General features: G+C 45.4%; 15 protein-coding genes, 1 pseudogene and 1 riboswitch. Of the genes and pseudogenes, 6 read left to right on the top strand and 10 right to left on the bottom strand.

Going from position 1 to position 16,569, the window contains the following annotated elements; translation table 11 throughout:
* Positions 1–266 precede the first annotated feature (266 nt).
* On the top strand, positions 267–1,283 hold the full coding sequence (locus AB447_RS18880; RefSeq protein WP_048355805.1) for an acyltransferase family protein: 1,017 nt from the start codon (positions 267–269) through the stop codon (positions 1,281–1,283).
* 41 nt (positions 1,284–1,324) lie between these two features.
* On the opposite strand, the gene AB447_RS26370 is transcribed toward AB447_RS18880, so the two are convergent.
* The 5 genes from AB447_RS26370 to htpX form a co-directional block, all read right to left on the bottom strand.
* A complete protein-coding gene (locus AB447_RS26370) occupies positions 1,325–1,501 on the bottom strand; it encodes a hypothetical protein (protein ID WP_096892110.1) in 177 nt (58 codons plus the stop codon).
* A gap of 7 nt (positions 1,502–1,508) precedes the next feature.
* Complete coding sequence (locus AB447_RS26365) at positions 1,509–1,661, bottom strand: hypothetical protein (protein WP_164918148.1); 153 nt, start codon at positions 1,659–1,661, stop codon at positions 1,509–1,511.
* A gap of 100 nt (positions 1,662–1,761) precedes the next feature.
* Positions 1,762–3,756: a penicillin-binding transpeptidase domain-containing protein gene (locus tag AB447_RS18870; protein ID WP_057957698.1), complete on the bottom strand. Its 1,995-nt coding sequence runs from the start codon at positions 3,754–3,756 to the stop codon at positions 1,762–1,764.
* A 98-nt stretch (positions 3,757–3,854) separates the two neighbouring features.
* Complete coding sequence (locus tag AB447_RS18865; RefSeq protein ID WP_048354382.1) at positions 3,855–5,204, bottom strand: TrkH family potassium uptake protein; 1,350 nt, start codon at positions 5,202–5,204, stop codon at positions 3,855–3,857.
* A 145-nt stretch (positions 5,205–5,349) separates the two neighbouring features.
* Positions 5,350–6,243, bottom strand: a complete 894-nt coding sequence (htpX, locus tag AB447_RS18860) for a protease HtpX (protein ID WP_048354383.1) — start codon at positions 6,241–6,243, stop codon at positions 5,350–5,352.
* Positions 6,244–6,384: 141 nt separating this feature from the next.
* Here htpX and AB447_RS18855 point away from each other — a divergent pair, with 141 nt between their 5' ends.
* Together AB447_RS18855 and AB447_RS18850 are read left to right on the top strand one after the other, a co-directional pair.
* Positions 6,385–7,104, top strand: a complete 720-nt coding sequence (locus tag AB447_RS18855; RefSeq protein ID WP_048354384.1) for a DUF1836 domain-containing protein — start codon at positions 6,385–6,387, stop codon at positions 7,102–7,104.
* 129 nt (positions 7,105–7,233) lie between these two features.
* Positions 7,234–7,431 carry an alpha/beta-type small acid-soluble spore protein gene (locus AB447_RS18850; RefSeq protein WP_046132453.1) on the top strand — a complete coding sequence of 66 codons (198 nt, stop codon included), beginning with the start codon at positions 7,234–7,236 and terminating at the stop codon, positions 7,429–7,431.
* Positions 7,432–7,443: 12 nt separating this feature from the next.
* On the opposite strand, the gene AB447_RS18845 is transcribed toward AB447_RS18850, so the two are convergent.
* The 4 genes from AB447_RS18845 to AB447_RS18830 all read right to left on the bottom strand — a co-directional run bounded on the left by AB447_RS18845 (position 7,444) and on the right by AB447_RS18830 (position 11,195).
* On the bottom strand, positions 7,444–8,535 hold the full coding sequence (locus AB447_RS18845) for an anti-sigma factor domain-containing protein (RefSeq protein WP_048354385.1): 1,092 nt from the start codon (positions 8,533–8,535) through the stop codon (positions 7,444–7,446).
* On the bottom strand, positions 8,532–9,287 hold the full coding sequence (sigI, locus tag AB447_RS18840; protein ID WP_048354386.1) for an RNA polymerase sigma factor SigI: 756 nt from the start codon (positions 9,285–9,287) through the stop codon (positions 8,532–8,534). The genes AB447_RS18845 and sigI overlap by 4 nt, the downstream gene beginning before the upstream one ends.
* A 267-nt stretch (positions 9,288–9,554) precedes the next feature.
* Positions 9,555–10,322 (bottom strand): TerC family protein, encoded by a 768-nt coding sequence (locus AB447_RS18835; protein WP_048354387.1) that lies wholly within the window; start codon positions 10,320–10,322, stop codon positions 9,555–9,557.
* 50 nt (positions 10,323–10,372) lie between these two features.
* Positions 10,373–10,540: riboswitch (yybP-ykoY riboswitch) on the bottom strand.
* A gap of 49 nt (positions 10,541–10,589) precedes the next feature.
* Positions 10,590–11,195 carry a DedA family protein gene (locus AB447_RS18830; RefSeq protein WP_411801451.1) on the bottom strand — a complete coding sequence of 202 codons (606 nt, stop codon included), beginning with the start codon at positions 11,193–11,195 and terminating at the stop codon, positions 10,590–10,592.
* Between the two features lie 422 nt (positions 11,196–11,617).
* Here AB447_RS18830 and AB447_RS18825 point away from each other — a divergent pair.
* The 3 genes and pseudogenes from AB447_RS18825 (at position 11,618) to AB447_RS18815 (ending at position 16,030) form a co-directional block, all read left to right on the top strand.
* A pseudogene (locus AB447_RS18825) lies at positions 11,618–13,091 on the top strand (diguanylate cyclase domain-containing protein).
* Between the two features lie 224 nt (positions 13,092–13,315).
* Positions 13,316–14,179, top strand: coding sequence for a non-homologous end joining protein Ku (gene ku, locus AB447_RS18820; RefSeq protein WP_048354388.1), 864 nt, complete (start codon positions 13,316–13,318; stop codon positions 14,177–14,179).
* Positions 14,180–14,182: 3 nt separating this feature from the next.
* A complete protein-coding gene (locus AB447_RS18815) occupies positions 14,183–16,030 on the top strand; it encodes a DNA ligase D (protein ID WP_048354389.1) in 1,848 nt (615 codons plus the stop codon).
* 3 nt (positions 16,031–16,033) lie between these two features.
* Here AB447_RS18815 and AB447_RS18810 read toward each other — a convergent pair whose 3' ends face one another.
* A complete protein-coding gene (locus AB447_RS18810) occupies positions 16,034–16,495 on the bottom strand; it encodes a MarR family winged helix-turn-helix transcriptional regulator (protein WP_048354390.1) in 462 nt (153 codons plus the stop codon).
* Positions 16,496–16,569 lie beyond the last annotated feature (74 nt).

Below are 16,569 nucleotides of genomic sequence, written 5' to 3'. Positions count from 1 at the left end.
TTACACTCCTTCTTCAAAACCTATCCTCCAATAATTCTACAAACCGTCTGATCTTCCTTCATTTGTTTCAAACTTTTACAAGATTTCCACCCGTTTTACAGAACAATGACGCTATAATCGTTCATTACGATTCCGTTACACCTCCCTAACAATGGGCCTTCATTCATAGGAAAAGACACGGCTTTTATTTTAAAATGATCAACGAAGCACCATTCAACAGAAACAAGTGCCTGACTGCTGCAAACTGATAAAAAAAGGGTGATGTTATGACGAATTCACGTGACAGCTATTTTGACAACGCCAAGTTTCTGTTAATTTTTCTTGTCGTATTCGGCCACATCATCCGGTCATATATCAATGACAATGATGTGCTGCTTCATATATACAAATTCATCTACACGTTTCATATGCCGGCTTTTATTCTCATATCAGGCTATTTTGCAAAAGGATTCAACCGTCCCGGATATGTGAAAAAAATCGCTGTGAAGCTGATCGTTCCCTACTTGATTTTCCAGGGGATATACACGGTATTTTATTCGTTTATAGATGATCAAAGCGTGACTGCCTTCAATCCGTTTGAACCGCAGTGGTCGCTTTGGTTTCTGCTCAGCCTGTTTTTTTGGAACCTTTTTTTGTTTCCATTTACAAAACTGCCTGCAGCATGGTCGTTTGCCGCAAGCCTTGCGATCGCCGTTCTTGTCGGTTATATCGACGCCGTCAGCGATACGCTCAGCCTATCGAGGACATTCGTTTTCTTCCCGGTCTTTTTAGCGGGCTTTTATCTAAAAAGAGAACACTTCAAAAAGCTGAAAGCCTGGAAAGGAAAACAGGCAGCTTTAGCCGTATTGGCGGCAACGTTCGTTTTTTATTTCTTCGTAGATTTCGATTATTCGTGGCTGTTCGGTTCAAAGCCTTATTCTGAATTTGGAGCCGTCGGAATGAAAAGCGCCCTGAATCGCGTCGCACTCCTTGTGCTGACGTTTGCCTCAACCTTCGGGTTTATGGCGCTTGTGCCTGAAAAACGGTATTTCTTTACCCTTTGGGGAACAAGGACGTTTTATGTGTATTTGCTGCACGGCTTTATTATTAAGTCATTCAGAAAAACCGGTGCGGAAGAATGGCTCGCTGACTATCAGAGCCTGACCGTGCTGATCATCGCAACCGCCGTCTTGACCTTCTTCCTGTCAAGCGGATTCGTTAAAACGGTGGCACAGCCGTTCATCGAACTGAAAATGACGAATTTGCTGAGGTGGCTGAAAAAGCAGGCACGGTATAACGTGTAAATAAGAAAAAAGGACCAAATCGCATTTGATTTGGTCCTTTTTCAATCTTTCTGCTTATCCTTTTCATCTTTTTTCTTTTTCTTATTCTGTTCGATGATATCGATAAACTTAAAGGCGTTGACATCGCCGAGTTCGCCCGAAAATTCCTCCTGAAGCACTTTTTTGTTCATCGGCTTTTTATGATTTTGTATATCCTTGCTTTTTTGATTTTTCTCCACTGTTCCATTAATCTCCCTGTTTTCCTTGTTTGGAATTGCGGTTTGCGCCCCTGTCTCCGTTTTCCGCATCAAACTGTGTGATATATTGGTGATCATGCATGCTTTCAGCCGGCGTCTTATTGTTCAGGGCGGCTTCATTTCTGGCAACTTTTCGTTTCATACACGACATTCCTTTCGTTTTGTTTATCCATATCTTTTCCTGAAAAGAGCCGTCCACACATCCATTTTCCGGAAAGAAAAAAAGCACCGGAAAACGGTGCTTATTTAAACAATTGTTTCACTTTATTGACGACGTATGAGCTGCCTCCGCGGTTTGATACATCCTCAACCATCATCGTAACTAACAGGTCTTTCTTTTTATAGTCATATGCTGTGAACCAGCCGTTTTCCTTGCCTTTTTCGCCTTTTTTCTTTTTCAGTTCGGCAGTTCCCGTTTTGCCCGCGATCGAGAGACCCTTGACGACCGGCTTGTAAGCGGAGCCGCGCGGATCATCTACAACGCCTTTCAGCCCTTTTGTAATGGCCGCCGCTTCGTCTGCGGTTACGAGATTTTTGTGCCAGATTTCCTTCTCATCTCCGTCCGTTTTGATCAGGCGCGGTTTGATCAGGTTTCCGTCATTGATAAACGGCGTATAAGCGGCTGCTAAATGAATCGGGGACATCAGCATCTGTCCTTGGCCATATGCAGTATCGCCCAGCAGAATGTCTGAGTCGATCCCGTCGTTGGCGATCGAAGAGGCCGTCGTCGGAAATTCGTATCCGAGCTTTTCTTCAAAGCCGAACGATTTCAGCCCTTCGACAAATTTGTCGCGTCCCGTATCAATAGCCGTCTGGGCAAAGTAAATGTTGTCAGAGGTAATGAGCGCATTTTCCAAGTCGACATCGCTCAGCTGTTCTGAAACCCTTGCCACCTTGTATCCGCCCCATGACGAGTCTTTCTGCCATTCTTTTCCGACGATATGTTTCTTTTCATCCGCCTTGATCGCACCGTTGTTCAGCCCGATCGCGGCCGTGATTGGTTTGATCGTTGAACCGGGCGCATACGTTTTGTTAAATTTCGCAGTAAATGGCGCTGCACTGTCTTTGTTCAGCTTTTCCCATTCACCTTTCTTCCAGCCGAATAAAAATCCGTTCGGGTCGTACGATGGTGCGCTGACAAGGGCCAATGTTTCCCCTGTTTGCGGCTGAAGGGCCACTGCTGCGCCGGAATCGTTTTTCAATTGGCTGTAGATCTCTTGCTGTTTTTTAACATCAATCGTCGTGTGGATGTCGGTTCCGTCCTTGGCTGCTTTTGATGCGATCGTAGCACCTGATTCCGGAATCGAAATCGACCAGCCGATTTCGCCTCTGAGCTGCTTTTCGTAAATATGTTCAAGGCCGACGATGCCGAGCATTGAATGCTGGCTGTAGTTGTCTTTATTCTGCTTCAGCTCTTCATCTGTAATCGGTCTTATGTATCCGGTAAGATGAGCGGCTGCTTCACCGTAAGGATAATATCTCGATGTCGTGTCCTGTTTCAACACGCCAGGTAAAGAGGTCGCTTTTTTAATAAGCTCCTTCTCGTCAGGCTTTACTTTTTTAAGAGGGACAAAGGAGTCATTTTGCACCCATGAAGCCGACAGCTGTTTTTCGATATCTCCCTTTTCCATATCCAGGAGACCGGCAAGCTTTTTCAAGACCGCATCTTTATGATCACCGAGTTCCCCGCGGACGACGCCGATTTCGGGCACTTTCGCATTCGTTGCGAGCGCCTTGCCGTTCCGGTCATATATGTTGCCCCTGACAGGTTCTTCCGCGGTAATCCGGACCGTTTCCCCTTTTTTCAGCTGTGAAAAAATAAAGGACGGATTCCAATTGATGTTCCACGATGTTTTGCCGTCTTTCTTCTCTTTTACAAGCTTCGCTTTTCCTTCAAAAGAAACGGGTCCCGCCAATGTGTTCATGCTGACTTTGTACGGTACCGTCTGCGAATCTTTTTTGTCTTTTTCTTTTTCGTCCTGATCACCGGTCGTCACTTTTAAGTCAGCGACTCCGACATCTTCATAAATCGATTTATTTCGTTTGATGAAGTCGTCTTTCGAGATCGATTTTTGCGCTTCAGCCGACAGCTGGTCATACATTTCTGCAAAATTTTGCTTGTTCCATTTGTCTACATATTGATCCATGCTTTCTTTTGCCGTCGGGCTGTTTGAGCAGGCTCCGGCAAGCAACAGAAATCCGGCGGCCATAAACAAATGGATGATTCTCTTTTTCATGAAGTTTCCCCCTTTTTTTCAAGTCCGCCATTTAAGCATTATACCATATAAAGGGTGACTTTATGTGGATAAAAAAGACAGCCGCATGGCCGTCTTTTTTAACCGATAATAACTCTTTCTTTTGGATAATGATAATTAGCTTCGCTTTCTTTTCTTCCGATCAAATAAAGCAATGTCACAATTCCGATCCGGCCGATGAACATCAGGATCATGATGACGATTTTGCCCGTCGTGCTCAGATCGGCCGTGATCCCCAGTGATAAACCTGTCGTACCGAATGCTGAGCAAACTTCAAACAGAATTTCCAATAAAGTGTGTTGTTCTGTGGCCGTCAGGATGAGTGTCGAACAAAGCACCAAGAGCACGGCCACCATCGTTACGACTAGCGATTTCATCAAATCGGACTGGTGCAGCTCCCTTTTGAAAATTTTCACCGATTTGTTTCCTCTGGCAAAATGGAATAAAGCCAGCAGGTTTAAAGCGAACGTTGTCGTTCTGATTCCCCCGCCGACAGAGCTGGGCGAGGCGCCGATAAACATCAGGATGCACATAAACAATATCGTCGTATCCGTAAATTGGCTGATGTCCATTGTCGCGAGTCCCCCGCTTCGCGTCGCCGCAGATTGGAACAGCGAGTAGAACAATATTTCATGCCACGATTTCCCTAAAAATGAAAAGCGGGCTTCCATGACATAAATGCCGATGGCCCCCCCGAAGACGAGAAGAAAAAAAGTGACTGTCGTCAGCTTTGTAAATAAGCTGAAAGTAAATTTCCGTTCCCTGCTGAACAAAAAGTCCTTCACTTCGGTTAGTACGGGAAATCCGATCGCTCCAAAAATGAGCAGCAAAATCACGATGAACTGAACAAAATAATCGTGGCGATACGGAATCATCGAATCGCCTGTAATGTCAAAGCCGGCATTCGTCGTCGCGCTGATGCTGGTGAAAAAACCGTGTATAAATGCTTCTCCCGGCGAATCAAAATATTTCAGAAAATAAGTGCCGAGGATCAGCCCGCCGAAAAACTCAATGGCGACAATCAGAATCAGCACATGCTTCATCAGCTTGACAACCCCTGATAAATTGGACTGGTTCTGGTCTGTCATGATGAGACGGCGCTCTTTCAAGCCGATCCGTTTTCCGAATATGAGCCAGACAAAAGTACCGAGCGTCATGATGCCGATCCCGCCGAATTGGAGTACAAACGCCAATATCCAAATCCCCGCCGTGCTGAATGTATTTGCTGTATCAATTACCGTCAAGCCTGTTACGCTTACGGCGCTTACCGCGGTAAACAGAGCATCCATAAATGACCATTTCACACCCTCTTGATGCGCAATGGGGAGGCTTAATAATATCACGGAAACCGAAACCGCCAAAAAATAATAGAGCGCGATCAGCTGTACAGGCGACAGGACACGCAAAAGCTTGTTTAATAAAACCTTCATAATCGTTCCTTCTTTTTTATTAGTTGTTGCATCATCTTCTGTATAACGTGTTCAATTTTAAATGAAACATTCTGTCGTGTACAGACACTTTTATATTTTTGTATGCAAAAATCCCCCCTTTTTCAAGGAGGGATTTTTAAAAGCTTTATTTGGCTTCAAGACGGCGGATTCTGTCATGTAAATCAGGATGGGTTGAGAAAAGCGATGTGTGCTTTTTCCCGTTGATTTTCAATGTTGCAACAGATGCCTGTTCGTCTTTGATTCTTGACGTATAAAGCTCAAGAGAGCGAAGCGCGTGGATCATCTTATCCTTGCCGGCAAGGTCTGCCCCGCCTCTGTCTGCATGGTATTCACGGTGCCGCGAATATGCGAAAACGACAAGGCTTCCAAGGATGGAAAAGGCGATTTGGAAGACAATGACCGCGATAAAGTGAACGATCGGCGCAAGCTCTTCACGGACAACCCGTGATACCGCCCATGCGGCAATCCTTGCGAAGAAAACGACGAACGTATTGACGATACCTTGAAGCAGGGTCATCGTCACCATATCGCCGTTGGCGATGTGTGCGACTTCATGAGCGAGCACGCCTTCGACGGCCGCATCGTCCATTTCCTGAAGAAGTCCTGTAGACACGGCGACCAGCGAACGGTTTTTAGACGGTCCTGTCGCAAACGCGTTTACTTCAGGGGAATGGTAAATCCCGACTTCCGGCATTTTCGTCAGCCCGGCAGCGCGCGCCAGTTTGTGAACGCAGTCAACCAATTGCTGTTCCTCAAAGCTGAGCGCATCTTTCTTCGGATTTAACACCTGAACGCCCATTGCCATTTTTGCCATCCATCTCGACATCAACAGCGACATGAAAGATCCGACAAAACCGACGACGGCGCTGAAGACGAGGAGCGCCAAGATGTCAATGCCTCCGCCTGATGTAAAATACGTCCCGACGCCTGTCAGCGAACCGATGATGGACAAGACGATACCGATTGTCGTGATGACCAAAATGTTCGATAAAAGAAAGAGAAGAATTCTTTTTCCCATAATTACCTCCGTGTTATAATAAGATCAAATGAACTCGTATAATAAAATTATAAGGCATTGATTTGAAAATGCAAGCGATAAGACGTAAGATAATGTGTGGTGTTTGCTATTTTATTTTTTATGACATAATGAGGTGGATCCATGGAACCTTTTAAACTGACTCGCCTGGAAATGGCCAAGCTGATGTATTCGCTGAAAGGGCAGCTGGATATAAGCCCGCTCGCGATCGTGCTGAAATCGGCCGACATGACGGTCGATGAAGCGGAACGTCATATAAAAATCCCCGAATTCATCGTCCGATACGAACGCAAAAAGCAAAAAACCGAACACGGGCTTTCCACAAACGAAATTGTCGAGCTCGGCAATTTGTGTGAACTGACATCTTTAAAATCAACCGCCATTCAAAACTGGATCAAGCGCGATATTAAAGATTTGATGGGCCATCCGGAGCTCGGTAAAAAGTATTCCATCGATCAAGCCGTCATCCTTCTTATTGTACGGGATTTAAAATCGGTTTATGACTTTGAAACGATCAGACCCATCTTAAAAATGATTTTCAATACGATTACCGACCGGTCTGACGATATCGTCAGTCCGCTGCGCTTTTATGAAGGCTATGCACGCGTTCTTGATCTTGTGCATCAGAGAGACGATTTTGTGCGCAAAGAGGCGACGATGGAAACGATCGTCTATGAGGAGACTGACCGCATGCGGGATTATTACAAAGAGCTTGCAGAACCTGAATGGAAGAAAACGAGGGACATCACGGCGGTTACCGTGCTTTCCGTGATCGCTTCCCATATTCAGGCGACGGCGCAGGCTGTGATCGATGACGTGTTTGCCAAACACGCCGCAACATAATGTTTTACGTTACGCCCGGCTGCCGACAGCCGGGCGTTTTTCGTGCAGGCTTCAACAATTGCCAGCATAAAAAGCCCCTGTCCATTTCAAACTAAACAAGCAGTGCACTAAGAAAAAGGAGTTGAAAACATGGCAAGAACAAATAAATTGATTGTCCCTGGGGCAGAGCAAGTACTGGACCAATTCAAAAACGAAATTGCCCAGGAATTCGGCGTGCAGCTCGGTTCAGATTCAGTCGCTCGCTCAAATGGATCTGTAGGCGGGGAAATGACAAAACGTCTTGTACGGCAGGCACAAGCTCAGCTAAGCGGAAATACTGACAAATAAATACCTCCTGAATTATTCGCCGGGACTGCTCGGCGGATATTCTTGATTCCGTTGATCAGAGGGCTTTTTCTCCTTTTGCATCGGAGGCTTGTTTTGTTGGCTCTCTCTGCCGGAGCCATTTTTCGAATTTCCTTTCTCCGGCTGCTGACCGTTTTTGTCATTATGGTATTTTTCTTGAGGGTTTTGATTTTTTGGGGTATTTGTCTCCTCTTCTTTCTTTGTATCATGATCAGATTCGTTTTGATCCTGACCTGAAGATTTATCGGCATTCGGCTGATCTTCCGTATCGGAATCTTCATCATCCGTATTTTGCTCTGTTTGATCTTCTTCTTTTACAGCTTTATCTTTTTCAGTTTTTTCGGCATCCTCCTGATTTTGGCCGTCCTTTTCGGCTTCTTCCTGTTCGGCTTCCGGTTTTGGATCTTGCGATTCCTTTTTATGAGTGCGGATGTAACGTCCGGTGGAAACGCCCTCCTTTTTCGCTTTTGCGCGTGTATCAAGATCAGATTCTACGGCTTCCATTTTATAGTTCTGTTCCTCATACTTTTTTGCGACATCGTCGATCTCGCTTTTAACCGTAGCTTTATATGTATCATCTTCATTATTTTCATAAACTGTTGTGATCAACACTTCTTTTGATTCTTTGACATATCCTTGTTTATCGCTATCCTCTACGATTTCGCTGACGATCTCTTTAAAATCTGAATTTTCCCAATTTTTTATACTGTCCAGCAAATCCTTTCCATCCTGATTGAGCGGGACCAAGTCGACGACTTCGCAGTTTTTATTAAGGGTCAATTCAAAGCTGGGATTAATGTCGATCGTCATATAAGCGTACGCTTTGTTGTTCAAAGCATCGGGAATGATCATAAAAGCGAGCAGCATGATCGCCGCGATTGAGAAAACGCCGGCTTTTAACGGCCGAAGGGCAAGCAGATCAAAAAAACCAGCGCGCCTCCTTGACATTCTGGTCTCCGCGGGAAACGTAATCTCCTGACCGATTTCATAATCTTCCTCCGTCTTTTTTGCTTTTAAAAATTGTCCGTCAGGGGTTAGCAATGTGACGAATTTTTTATTTTTTTCTACAATAATCCCTCTTCTCATGAGTTGAGCACCCCTTTTAGATAATCTTTAAGGTAAATATAATCGCCGGTTATAATGATGACCATGGCGATGATATACTTACGGTTTCTTTCAACTGTTTTTCTGCTTACAGCCACCAGCTTTTCAAGCTGTTTAACGGGCAGCTGCTTTTTTTGAAACAAAATGTCCAGCAAGTCTTCATGCTCGACTAGCGTCAGCGCCACTCTGATGGCATTTTGCCTTGCATCCGTATGCTTCGGAGAATTCTCCAGCAAATCTGAAAAAGATAGTCCGAAGCTCTTCAGCCTGCCTTTAAAATGCAGAATTTCCTCCCGCCTTTGTTCCTGTTCGAGCTGGCGGTTGAATTCGTTTATGGAAAGCTCGGCTTCAATCACGCTTTGAGACGATTCCTGCTCTTCTCCTTCTTGTAAATCCATGTTTATATTTTGTGCGTTTCTGGCTTCTTTTCTTATATAGTCAATGACTTTTCGCTTAATAATGAGTTCGGCGAATGCGAGCAGGGAATTCCCCTTTTCGGACGAATATTTTTCAATGGCTTCATTAAAAGCGATTAAGCCAATGCTGAATTCATCATCTTTTTCATCTATATATCGTTTGCACACGGATGAAACCGTTTTAGCCACAAAAGGCTTGTATTGCTCGATAAGCTCGTTTTGCAACTGCTGATTTCCTTTTTGTATGCTTATCACAGACTCTTCTAATGTCGGTTTCTTCTTCCCTGTCTTAAACAAAAGGCTAAGCACTGGTTTCACCTCAGTTCCTCCCTATACTACTCATTTATGATAGCTAATTTGATAGGGAATCGCAAAGGAGAAAAGGTGGAATTCATTTCTATTTTTTCAAATGTGACAGCGGATTGCATGATCTTATAGATCAATTCGATATGTCTTTGAGGATTAGGGGGGGTTTTTCTTTTGTTTTTGTAACATCTCTGTTAATAAAATGAAATGATATTTCGAGGAAATCCGTCAATATTCGCCATAAAAAAGCCGCCGGCGTTATTGCCGGCAGCTTTTGTGTTATTCTTGCACAGCCCGTTTTTCTTGTTTTTTCGGGTTTGTCATGAACCATCCTCCAAGAGCGATGGCGATCAGCACGGCCCAGAAGATGAGTTTCCATGTGCCTGAATGGATGAAATGCTCGGATACGATATGGATTTGCGGATGTGCAAGCGTGTAGAGCGCCAGTTTGACGCCGACCCAGCCGACAATCAGGAAAGCCGCTGTTTCCAGGCTCGGACGTTTCTTTAATACATTGACAAATGCGCTTGCAGCAAAACGCATGATGACAAGTCCTATGATACCTCCGGCCAAGATGACGATAAATTGTCCGCCGTCAAGTCCGCCGATTTGCGGAAGGTTGGACACAGGCAGCGTAACAGCGAGCGCCACCGCGGCTAAAATGGAGTCTACTGCAAAGGCGATATCCGCCAGTTCGACTTTTATAACAGTCGGCCAAAAACCGCCTTTTTTCGTTTCCTTCGCTTTTTCTTCTTTTTTCAGAACATGGGTTTTTACAATATGATGGATCGAAATGTACAACAGATAGACCGCTCCGATCGCTTGAACCTGCCAAACGTTTACAAGGAAAGAGATGGCGAACAGTGCGCCGAATCTCATCACAAACGCGCCGGCCAGCCCGTAAAAAAGCGCTTTTTTTCTTTCTTTTTCCGGCAAGTGTTTAACCATGACCGCCATGACGAGTGCGTTATCTGCCGCCAATATCCCTTCCAGCCCGACTAAAATGAGAAGAACCCAACCGTATTCCAGTAACAATGCTGCATCCATTTAATATCTCCTCCTAAGTGATTGTCTCTTTCTCTTATTCCCGCTAATGCGGCAGGGTATTTCGGCAAACAAAAAAGACCTCTGCCAACATTAGGCAAAGGTCTTGCTAGACATGGTCATTGATTAAAACATGCCAACAAAGCCGATGGATGCACATCCATGAACTGACGACTTTGTTTCCGGTTTACATCCGGACGCTACTCCCCTTTGGGAAAAAAGAAAAAATATTGAATTATAAGATAATAGTAACCTCCGAACGTTCTGCTGTCAATCCCTATTTTTATCTAGAAAAGGCGGAGCTGCTTTGATTTTGTTTCTCCTGTTTTTCCAAAAAAGATACAAAATAAACAAAACGACAATAGCGATACCGATCGGAAGAAGGTACCCGTCGAGGAGGCTGCCGACATTTTTCCAGTTTTCGCCGAGATAAAAGCCTAAATAAACATATACGAACGTAATCGGCGTAATCGCGAAGAATGTATATATGCAAAAGGCCCATACATTCATTTTTGCAAGTCCGCACGGAATCGAAATTAACGTTCTGATCCCCGGAATAAACCGGCCGCTGAAAGCGACAAAACCGCCGTGCTTCTCAAAAAAGCGGTCGGCCTTAACAAGTGCCTCAGGCTTGATGAAAAAGTATTTGCCGTATCGCTCTAAAAATGGACGCCCTCCGTATCTGCCGAGCCAGTAAAGAGTCAGCGGTCCGACGACACCGCCGAGCGATCCTGCAAGAACGACGCCCCACATAGACATGTCCCCTTGATAGACCCAATACCCGGCAAGGGGAAGGACGATTTCGGCAGGCACGAATTCGATGCACAGCGCCAAAAAAATCCCGAAATACGATAGACTTTTAAATGCTTCTGCCATTGATAGAATCAATTCTTCGATATCGATCACAACCTTTAAACGATTGATAATTTCAAGTTCTAATGAACGCACAAAATGATTTTAACACATTCAGCATAATTGGGAAAATGGCTTTATGAGGCCGGGAGGATATGATCGTCCATTGGCGAATATCATCATATATAGTATAATTCACAAATTATAGCGAATGCCGCTTTCCCCGGCAGCCTTTACACGGCAAGCATTCGGTTTCTACTCTACATCTTCAGAAAAAGGCGGAGAAAAAAGTGACACAAGTTTCAGGTGATTATAATGGATGGCTGATCGTTTTATCATACATCACGGCGGTTTTGGCAGCCTATACAGCCCTTGATTTATCCGAACGGGTCGTACATACGAAAGGCTGGAAAAGCAAAGGGTGGCTTTTGGCCGGCTCCTTGACGATGGGGCTTGGCATCTGGTCCATGCACTTTATCGGCATGATCTCGTTTCATACCGAGGCTGCCATGACGTACGATTTTTGGCTTGTCATGCTGTCGATTGTTGTCGCCCTCAGCGGTTCTCTCGTATCATTTTACGTGATAAACGGAAAGGACATGCCGGGTTTAAGGCTTGGGGCTGCCAGTTTTGCAATGGGTGTCGCCATTGCATCGATGCACTTTATCGGGATGGAGTCGATGGAACACATAAAGATCGTCTATCAACCCGTTCTTTATACGGCATCTTTTGCGATCGCCATTACAGCCTCTTTCGCCGCCTTGAAGCTATCGCGTGTTTTCGCGAAAAAAAAAGATTCTTTCCGGACTCAGTTTATTAAAGTCGCAAGCGCGATTTTAATGGGCGGCGCGATTTCAGGGATGCACTATACCGGTATGGCGGCGGCAACACTTTACATGCAACAAGGAATCAGCCACGGACACAGGGAAATGGATACGGTCCAATTAGGGATTGCGATCGTTATCTTCACCCTTTTGCTTCAGGCTCTTTTGATTTTTGGCGCGTTTCACGATAAGCGCCTGCTGATACAAGCCGAAAAAATCCGGGACAACGAAGAACGGTTTCAATCTTTAATCAACTACAATATTGATCCGATCTATGTCTTTTCGCTCGAAGGGCGCATGCTTTTCGCCAATTCGTCCGGATGCAGGCTTCTGAAAAAGATGGGGATAGAAACCCCCGCCATGCGCTCGTCTGCTTTTCCGCATGAAGAGCGCGAGAGGCTTCTCGGCTGGTTTCATCAAGTGAAAAGTGAAAAGCAAGCGCTCAACCGCGATACGCAAATCACGCTGTACGGCAAACAGTTCGACTTAAATCTGACGCTGATTCCCGTTTATGTCAGACAGAAGCTTGACAGCATGTATCTCATCTGCAAAGATATGACGAAGCAGCGCGAAGCCGAACGAAACATTCACCGAATGGCCCATTATGACGCTTTAACGGACTTGCCGAACAGAAGATACGCATGTATCCATTTGGAAAAAGTCCTCCATCAGCACAGCGGAAGCACAGCCGTTTTATTTTTGGACTTAAACCGCTTTAAAGAATTTAATGACACCCTTGGCCACGACATCGGAGACCTGCTTTTGGTCGAGGCTTCAAAGCGCTTGGCGGCCTGTGTGCCTGAACAAGGGTTTATTGCGCGATTGGGCGGAGATGAATTCATTATCATTATCCCTGCAGATCCACGCGAAAACATTGGACAGGCTGGCACAAAAATTGATCCGGCAATTTGAAACGGCTTTTCATATTAAAGAATACGGGCTGAAAACGTCTGTCAGCATCGGTATTGCGATCTCTCCGCTCGACGGAACGGACGGTGAGGAGCTGATGAAAAAAGCTGATATGGCCATGTATTCCGTAAAAGAAAAGAATAAAAGCAGGTATCAATACTTCTCTCCATCGATCAAAAAGCAGTAAGTCATGAAGGAAAATCGTTTGTCCTTATGTATGTTCTCAATTCAGTGTTTCCACACAAAAAGTGGCGGAGGGCTGTCTCATTGCACCAGTCGCAGCGATCCGCCACCCAGAGGGCATCAGCATTCGGGTTTAAACCTGAATGCTTTTTTGTTTTGAATCCATAAGTTACTATTCATGAAACAATCTTCTCCGAGGAATCACTAAGGAAAAAAGGAGTGGGACCGATGCATACGATGTGGAAAGGCTCGATCAGCTTTGGTCTTGTCAACATCCCGGTGAAACTGTTTGCAGCGACCGAAGATAAAGACGTGAAATTGCGCTCGCTTCATAAAGAATGCCGCGCCCCGATCAAATACGAAAAAAAATGCACAAACTGCCATGAAGAAGTGGCCCCTGAGGATATCGTCAAGGGATACGAATATGTAAAAGGCAAATATGTCGTATTAACGGATGTAGAACTGAAACAGCTTAAAGAAGAACAGGAAGAAAAATCGGTGGAAATCGTCGACTTTGTACAATTAAAAGAAATCGATCCGATCTACTTTAACCGTTCATATTTCGTCGGACCGGGAGACAACGGCACAAAAGCGTATACCCTTCTTCGGGAAGCGCTGAGAAAAACGGAAAAAATCGGAATCGCCCACATCACCATCCGCTCAAAGAAACAGCTTGCCATCCTTCGCGTATACGAAAACTGCATTTTAATGGAATCGATCCACTATCCTGATGAAGTACGGAACTCTGCCCACGTTCCCGGCGTTCCCGAAGAAACGGATGTCAACCAAAAAGAGCTGCAAACGGCGATTTCGCTCATCGATGAGCTCACGACCTCATTTGCGCCTGAACAATACGAAGACACTTACAGAATCGCGGTCATGGACAAAATCAAAGAAAAAATCGATCAGAACGAAGGCGTCACGCCAAGTGCGGCCGCCGCTCCGCGGGAGGATGTCATCGATCTCGTCAGCGCCCTTCAGGCAAGCATCGAACGGACGAAAACTCCGAAAAAACAAGAAGCTGCAAAACCGAAAGGAGCGGAGGACAAAAAACGAAAAACCTCGCGCAAAAAAGCCTCCGAAGCGAAATAACAGATGGCCATTACAATGCAGCCCGTTCTCACGTCCGTGCCTCCTTCGGGTGAAATGTGGCGGTATGAAACAAAGTACGACGGCTACCGGGCGCTGTTGACGGTTTCAAAGACAGATGTCTTCCTGATCAGCAGAAACGGCCAGCCTCTGAACGGTCTTTTCCCGGAAATTGCGATATTTGCCAAAAGAAAGCTGACCTCTCTTCACGATCACCTTCCTTTTACACTCGACGGCGAAATCGTCTCTTTAGCAAACCCCTTTCGTTCTAACTTTGAGTACGTGCAAAAAAGGGGCATGATGAAAAATCAGGAACTGATCGAAAAAGCGGCCGAAAAAAAACCGTGCCATTTTCTCGCCTTTGATCTGCTCGCGTGCAAAGGAAAAGCGATGACATCCCTTCCCTATACAGAGCGAAAGCAGAAGCTATCCGACCTCCTTAAAAACCTTGGACTTCCGATGGCCCCCGATCCCCGTTCAAATGAACGGATTCAATTGATCCCGGAGACGCCGGATTTTGATTCGCTTTGGAGCTCGGTCAAAAGGTTTGACGGTGAAGGAATTGTTGCGAAGAAAAAAGACAGCCGGTGGCTCGAAAATAAAAAGACGGCCGAGTGGCTTAAACTTAAAAACTATAAAAGAGCCTCCGTTTTTATGACGGGGTATAACAAGGCAAACGGTTATATGTCGATCGCTGTTTCCGACTGCGGACACATCAGGGAAATGGGTTCTGTATCCCACGGGCTCGGAGAACAGGAAAGGAATGCCGTCCTCGCCATCGTAACCGAACACGGAACCGAAACAAAACCGGGAGAATACGTCATCGATCCTTCCATTTGTTTGACTGTGCATTATTTAACGATTCATTTCGGTACCCTTCGCGAGGTATCGTTTGTCTCTTTTGAATTTGATATGACGTGGGAGGAATGTACGTATACACGGCTTCTGATTCATTCAAAAAATGTGCACCCGTCATTGCAGCTGACAAGCCTTGACAAGGTGATTTTTCCGGAAAGCAACAAAACGAAAGCCGATTATGTCGGCTATATAACCGAAATCGGCGATGTTTTGCTCCCTTTTTTGGAAAACCGCGCACTTACTGTGATCCGCTATCCGCACGGGGCGGGAGGAGAATCTTTTTTTCAAAAAAATAAGCCTGATTACGCCCCGGAGTTTGTGACATCCGTCAAAGATGATGAGCACGAACACATCGTTTGCCGAGATTATTCTGTTTTGTATTGGCTTGCCAATCAGCTTGCGCTCGAATTTCACATCCCTTTTCAAACGGTCGATTCCGAAAATCCGACCGAAATCGTATTCGACCTTGATCCGCCGTCGAAATCGGAATTTCCGCTGGCTGTACGCGCCGCGGAAGAGCTTCGCCGTTTATTTGAACAGCTCGGCCTCGTTTCTTTTCCGAAGCTGTCCGGCAACAAAGGGATACAAATTTATATACCGATTTCAAAAAACGCGTTTACGTATGAAGACACCCGCATATTCACAAGCTTTGCCGCATCATACTGCGTATCGCTTTTTCCCGATCTGTTTACAACAGAACGGCTGATAAAAAACAGGGGCGGAAAGCTTTATATCGACTATGTACAGCACGCGCCGGGCAAAACGATCATCTGCCCGTATTCCGCAAGGGGAAATGAGCTCGGCACGGTCGCAGCTCCGCTTTATTGGGAGGAAGTCGGCGAAAAGCTGACTCCCGCCGATTTTACAATGGAGGCTGTCGTAAAACGGACAAAAGAAATAGGATGCCCTTTCGAACATTTTTTCAGACAGCCCCAGGATAAACAGATCAAAGCGATTCTCGATCACTTGAAAGAAACCGGGCGGGCGGAAAGCTGACGGTCAGCGAAACAAAAGGTGCTGGCTGTGAATTCCGGCTTTTTTGAGCAAAGCCATCAGCTGTTCCTGCTCTTCTTTTGTCAGACCCGAAAACGCCCGCGCGATTCTCAAGGAGTGGATCGGATAAATCTCGTCAAGATAAGTTTTGCCCTTTTCCGTCAAGCTGGCGTAAACGGATCGTTTATCCTTCGGATCCTGCTCTCGTTTGATGAAACCGTTTTTCTCCAGTTTGTCGATCACATACGTTACGTTCCCGCTTACAAGGAGCAGCCTGGAACCGATTTGCTGCAGCTTTTGGGCACCCCTTGTATACAAAAGCTCCAATACAGCAAATTCCGTAGGGTTAAAGCCATGTTCTTTGCTGTCCCGTATACTATGCTCCGAAATGCTTTTAAAAGCCCTGGCAAAAACCTTGTACAATGACATAGCGCGGTGAACTTCTTCCTCATTAAACGAAAGTCTCATATCATCTACCTCTTATACAATTTTCTTAAATGAATACAGGAAAATGAAAACCCTTACAAATATAGCCGGAAAAA

Source organism: Bacillus glycinifermentans, assembly GCF_001042475.2.
Taxonomy (GTDB): domain Bacteria; phylum Bacillota; class Bacilli; order Bacillales; family Bacillaceae; genus Bacillus; species Bacillus glycinifermentans.
The sequence above is the reverse complement of the archived record's forward strand: the minus strand, read 5'-3'. Positions and strand labels throughout refer to the sequence as shown.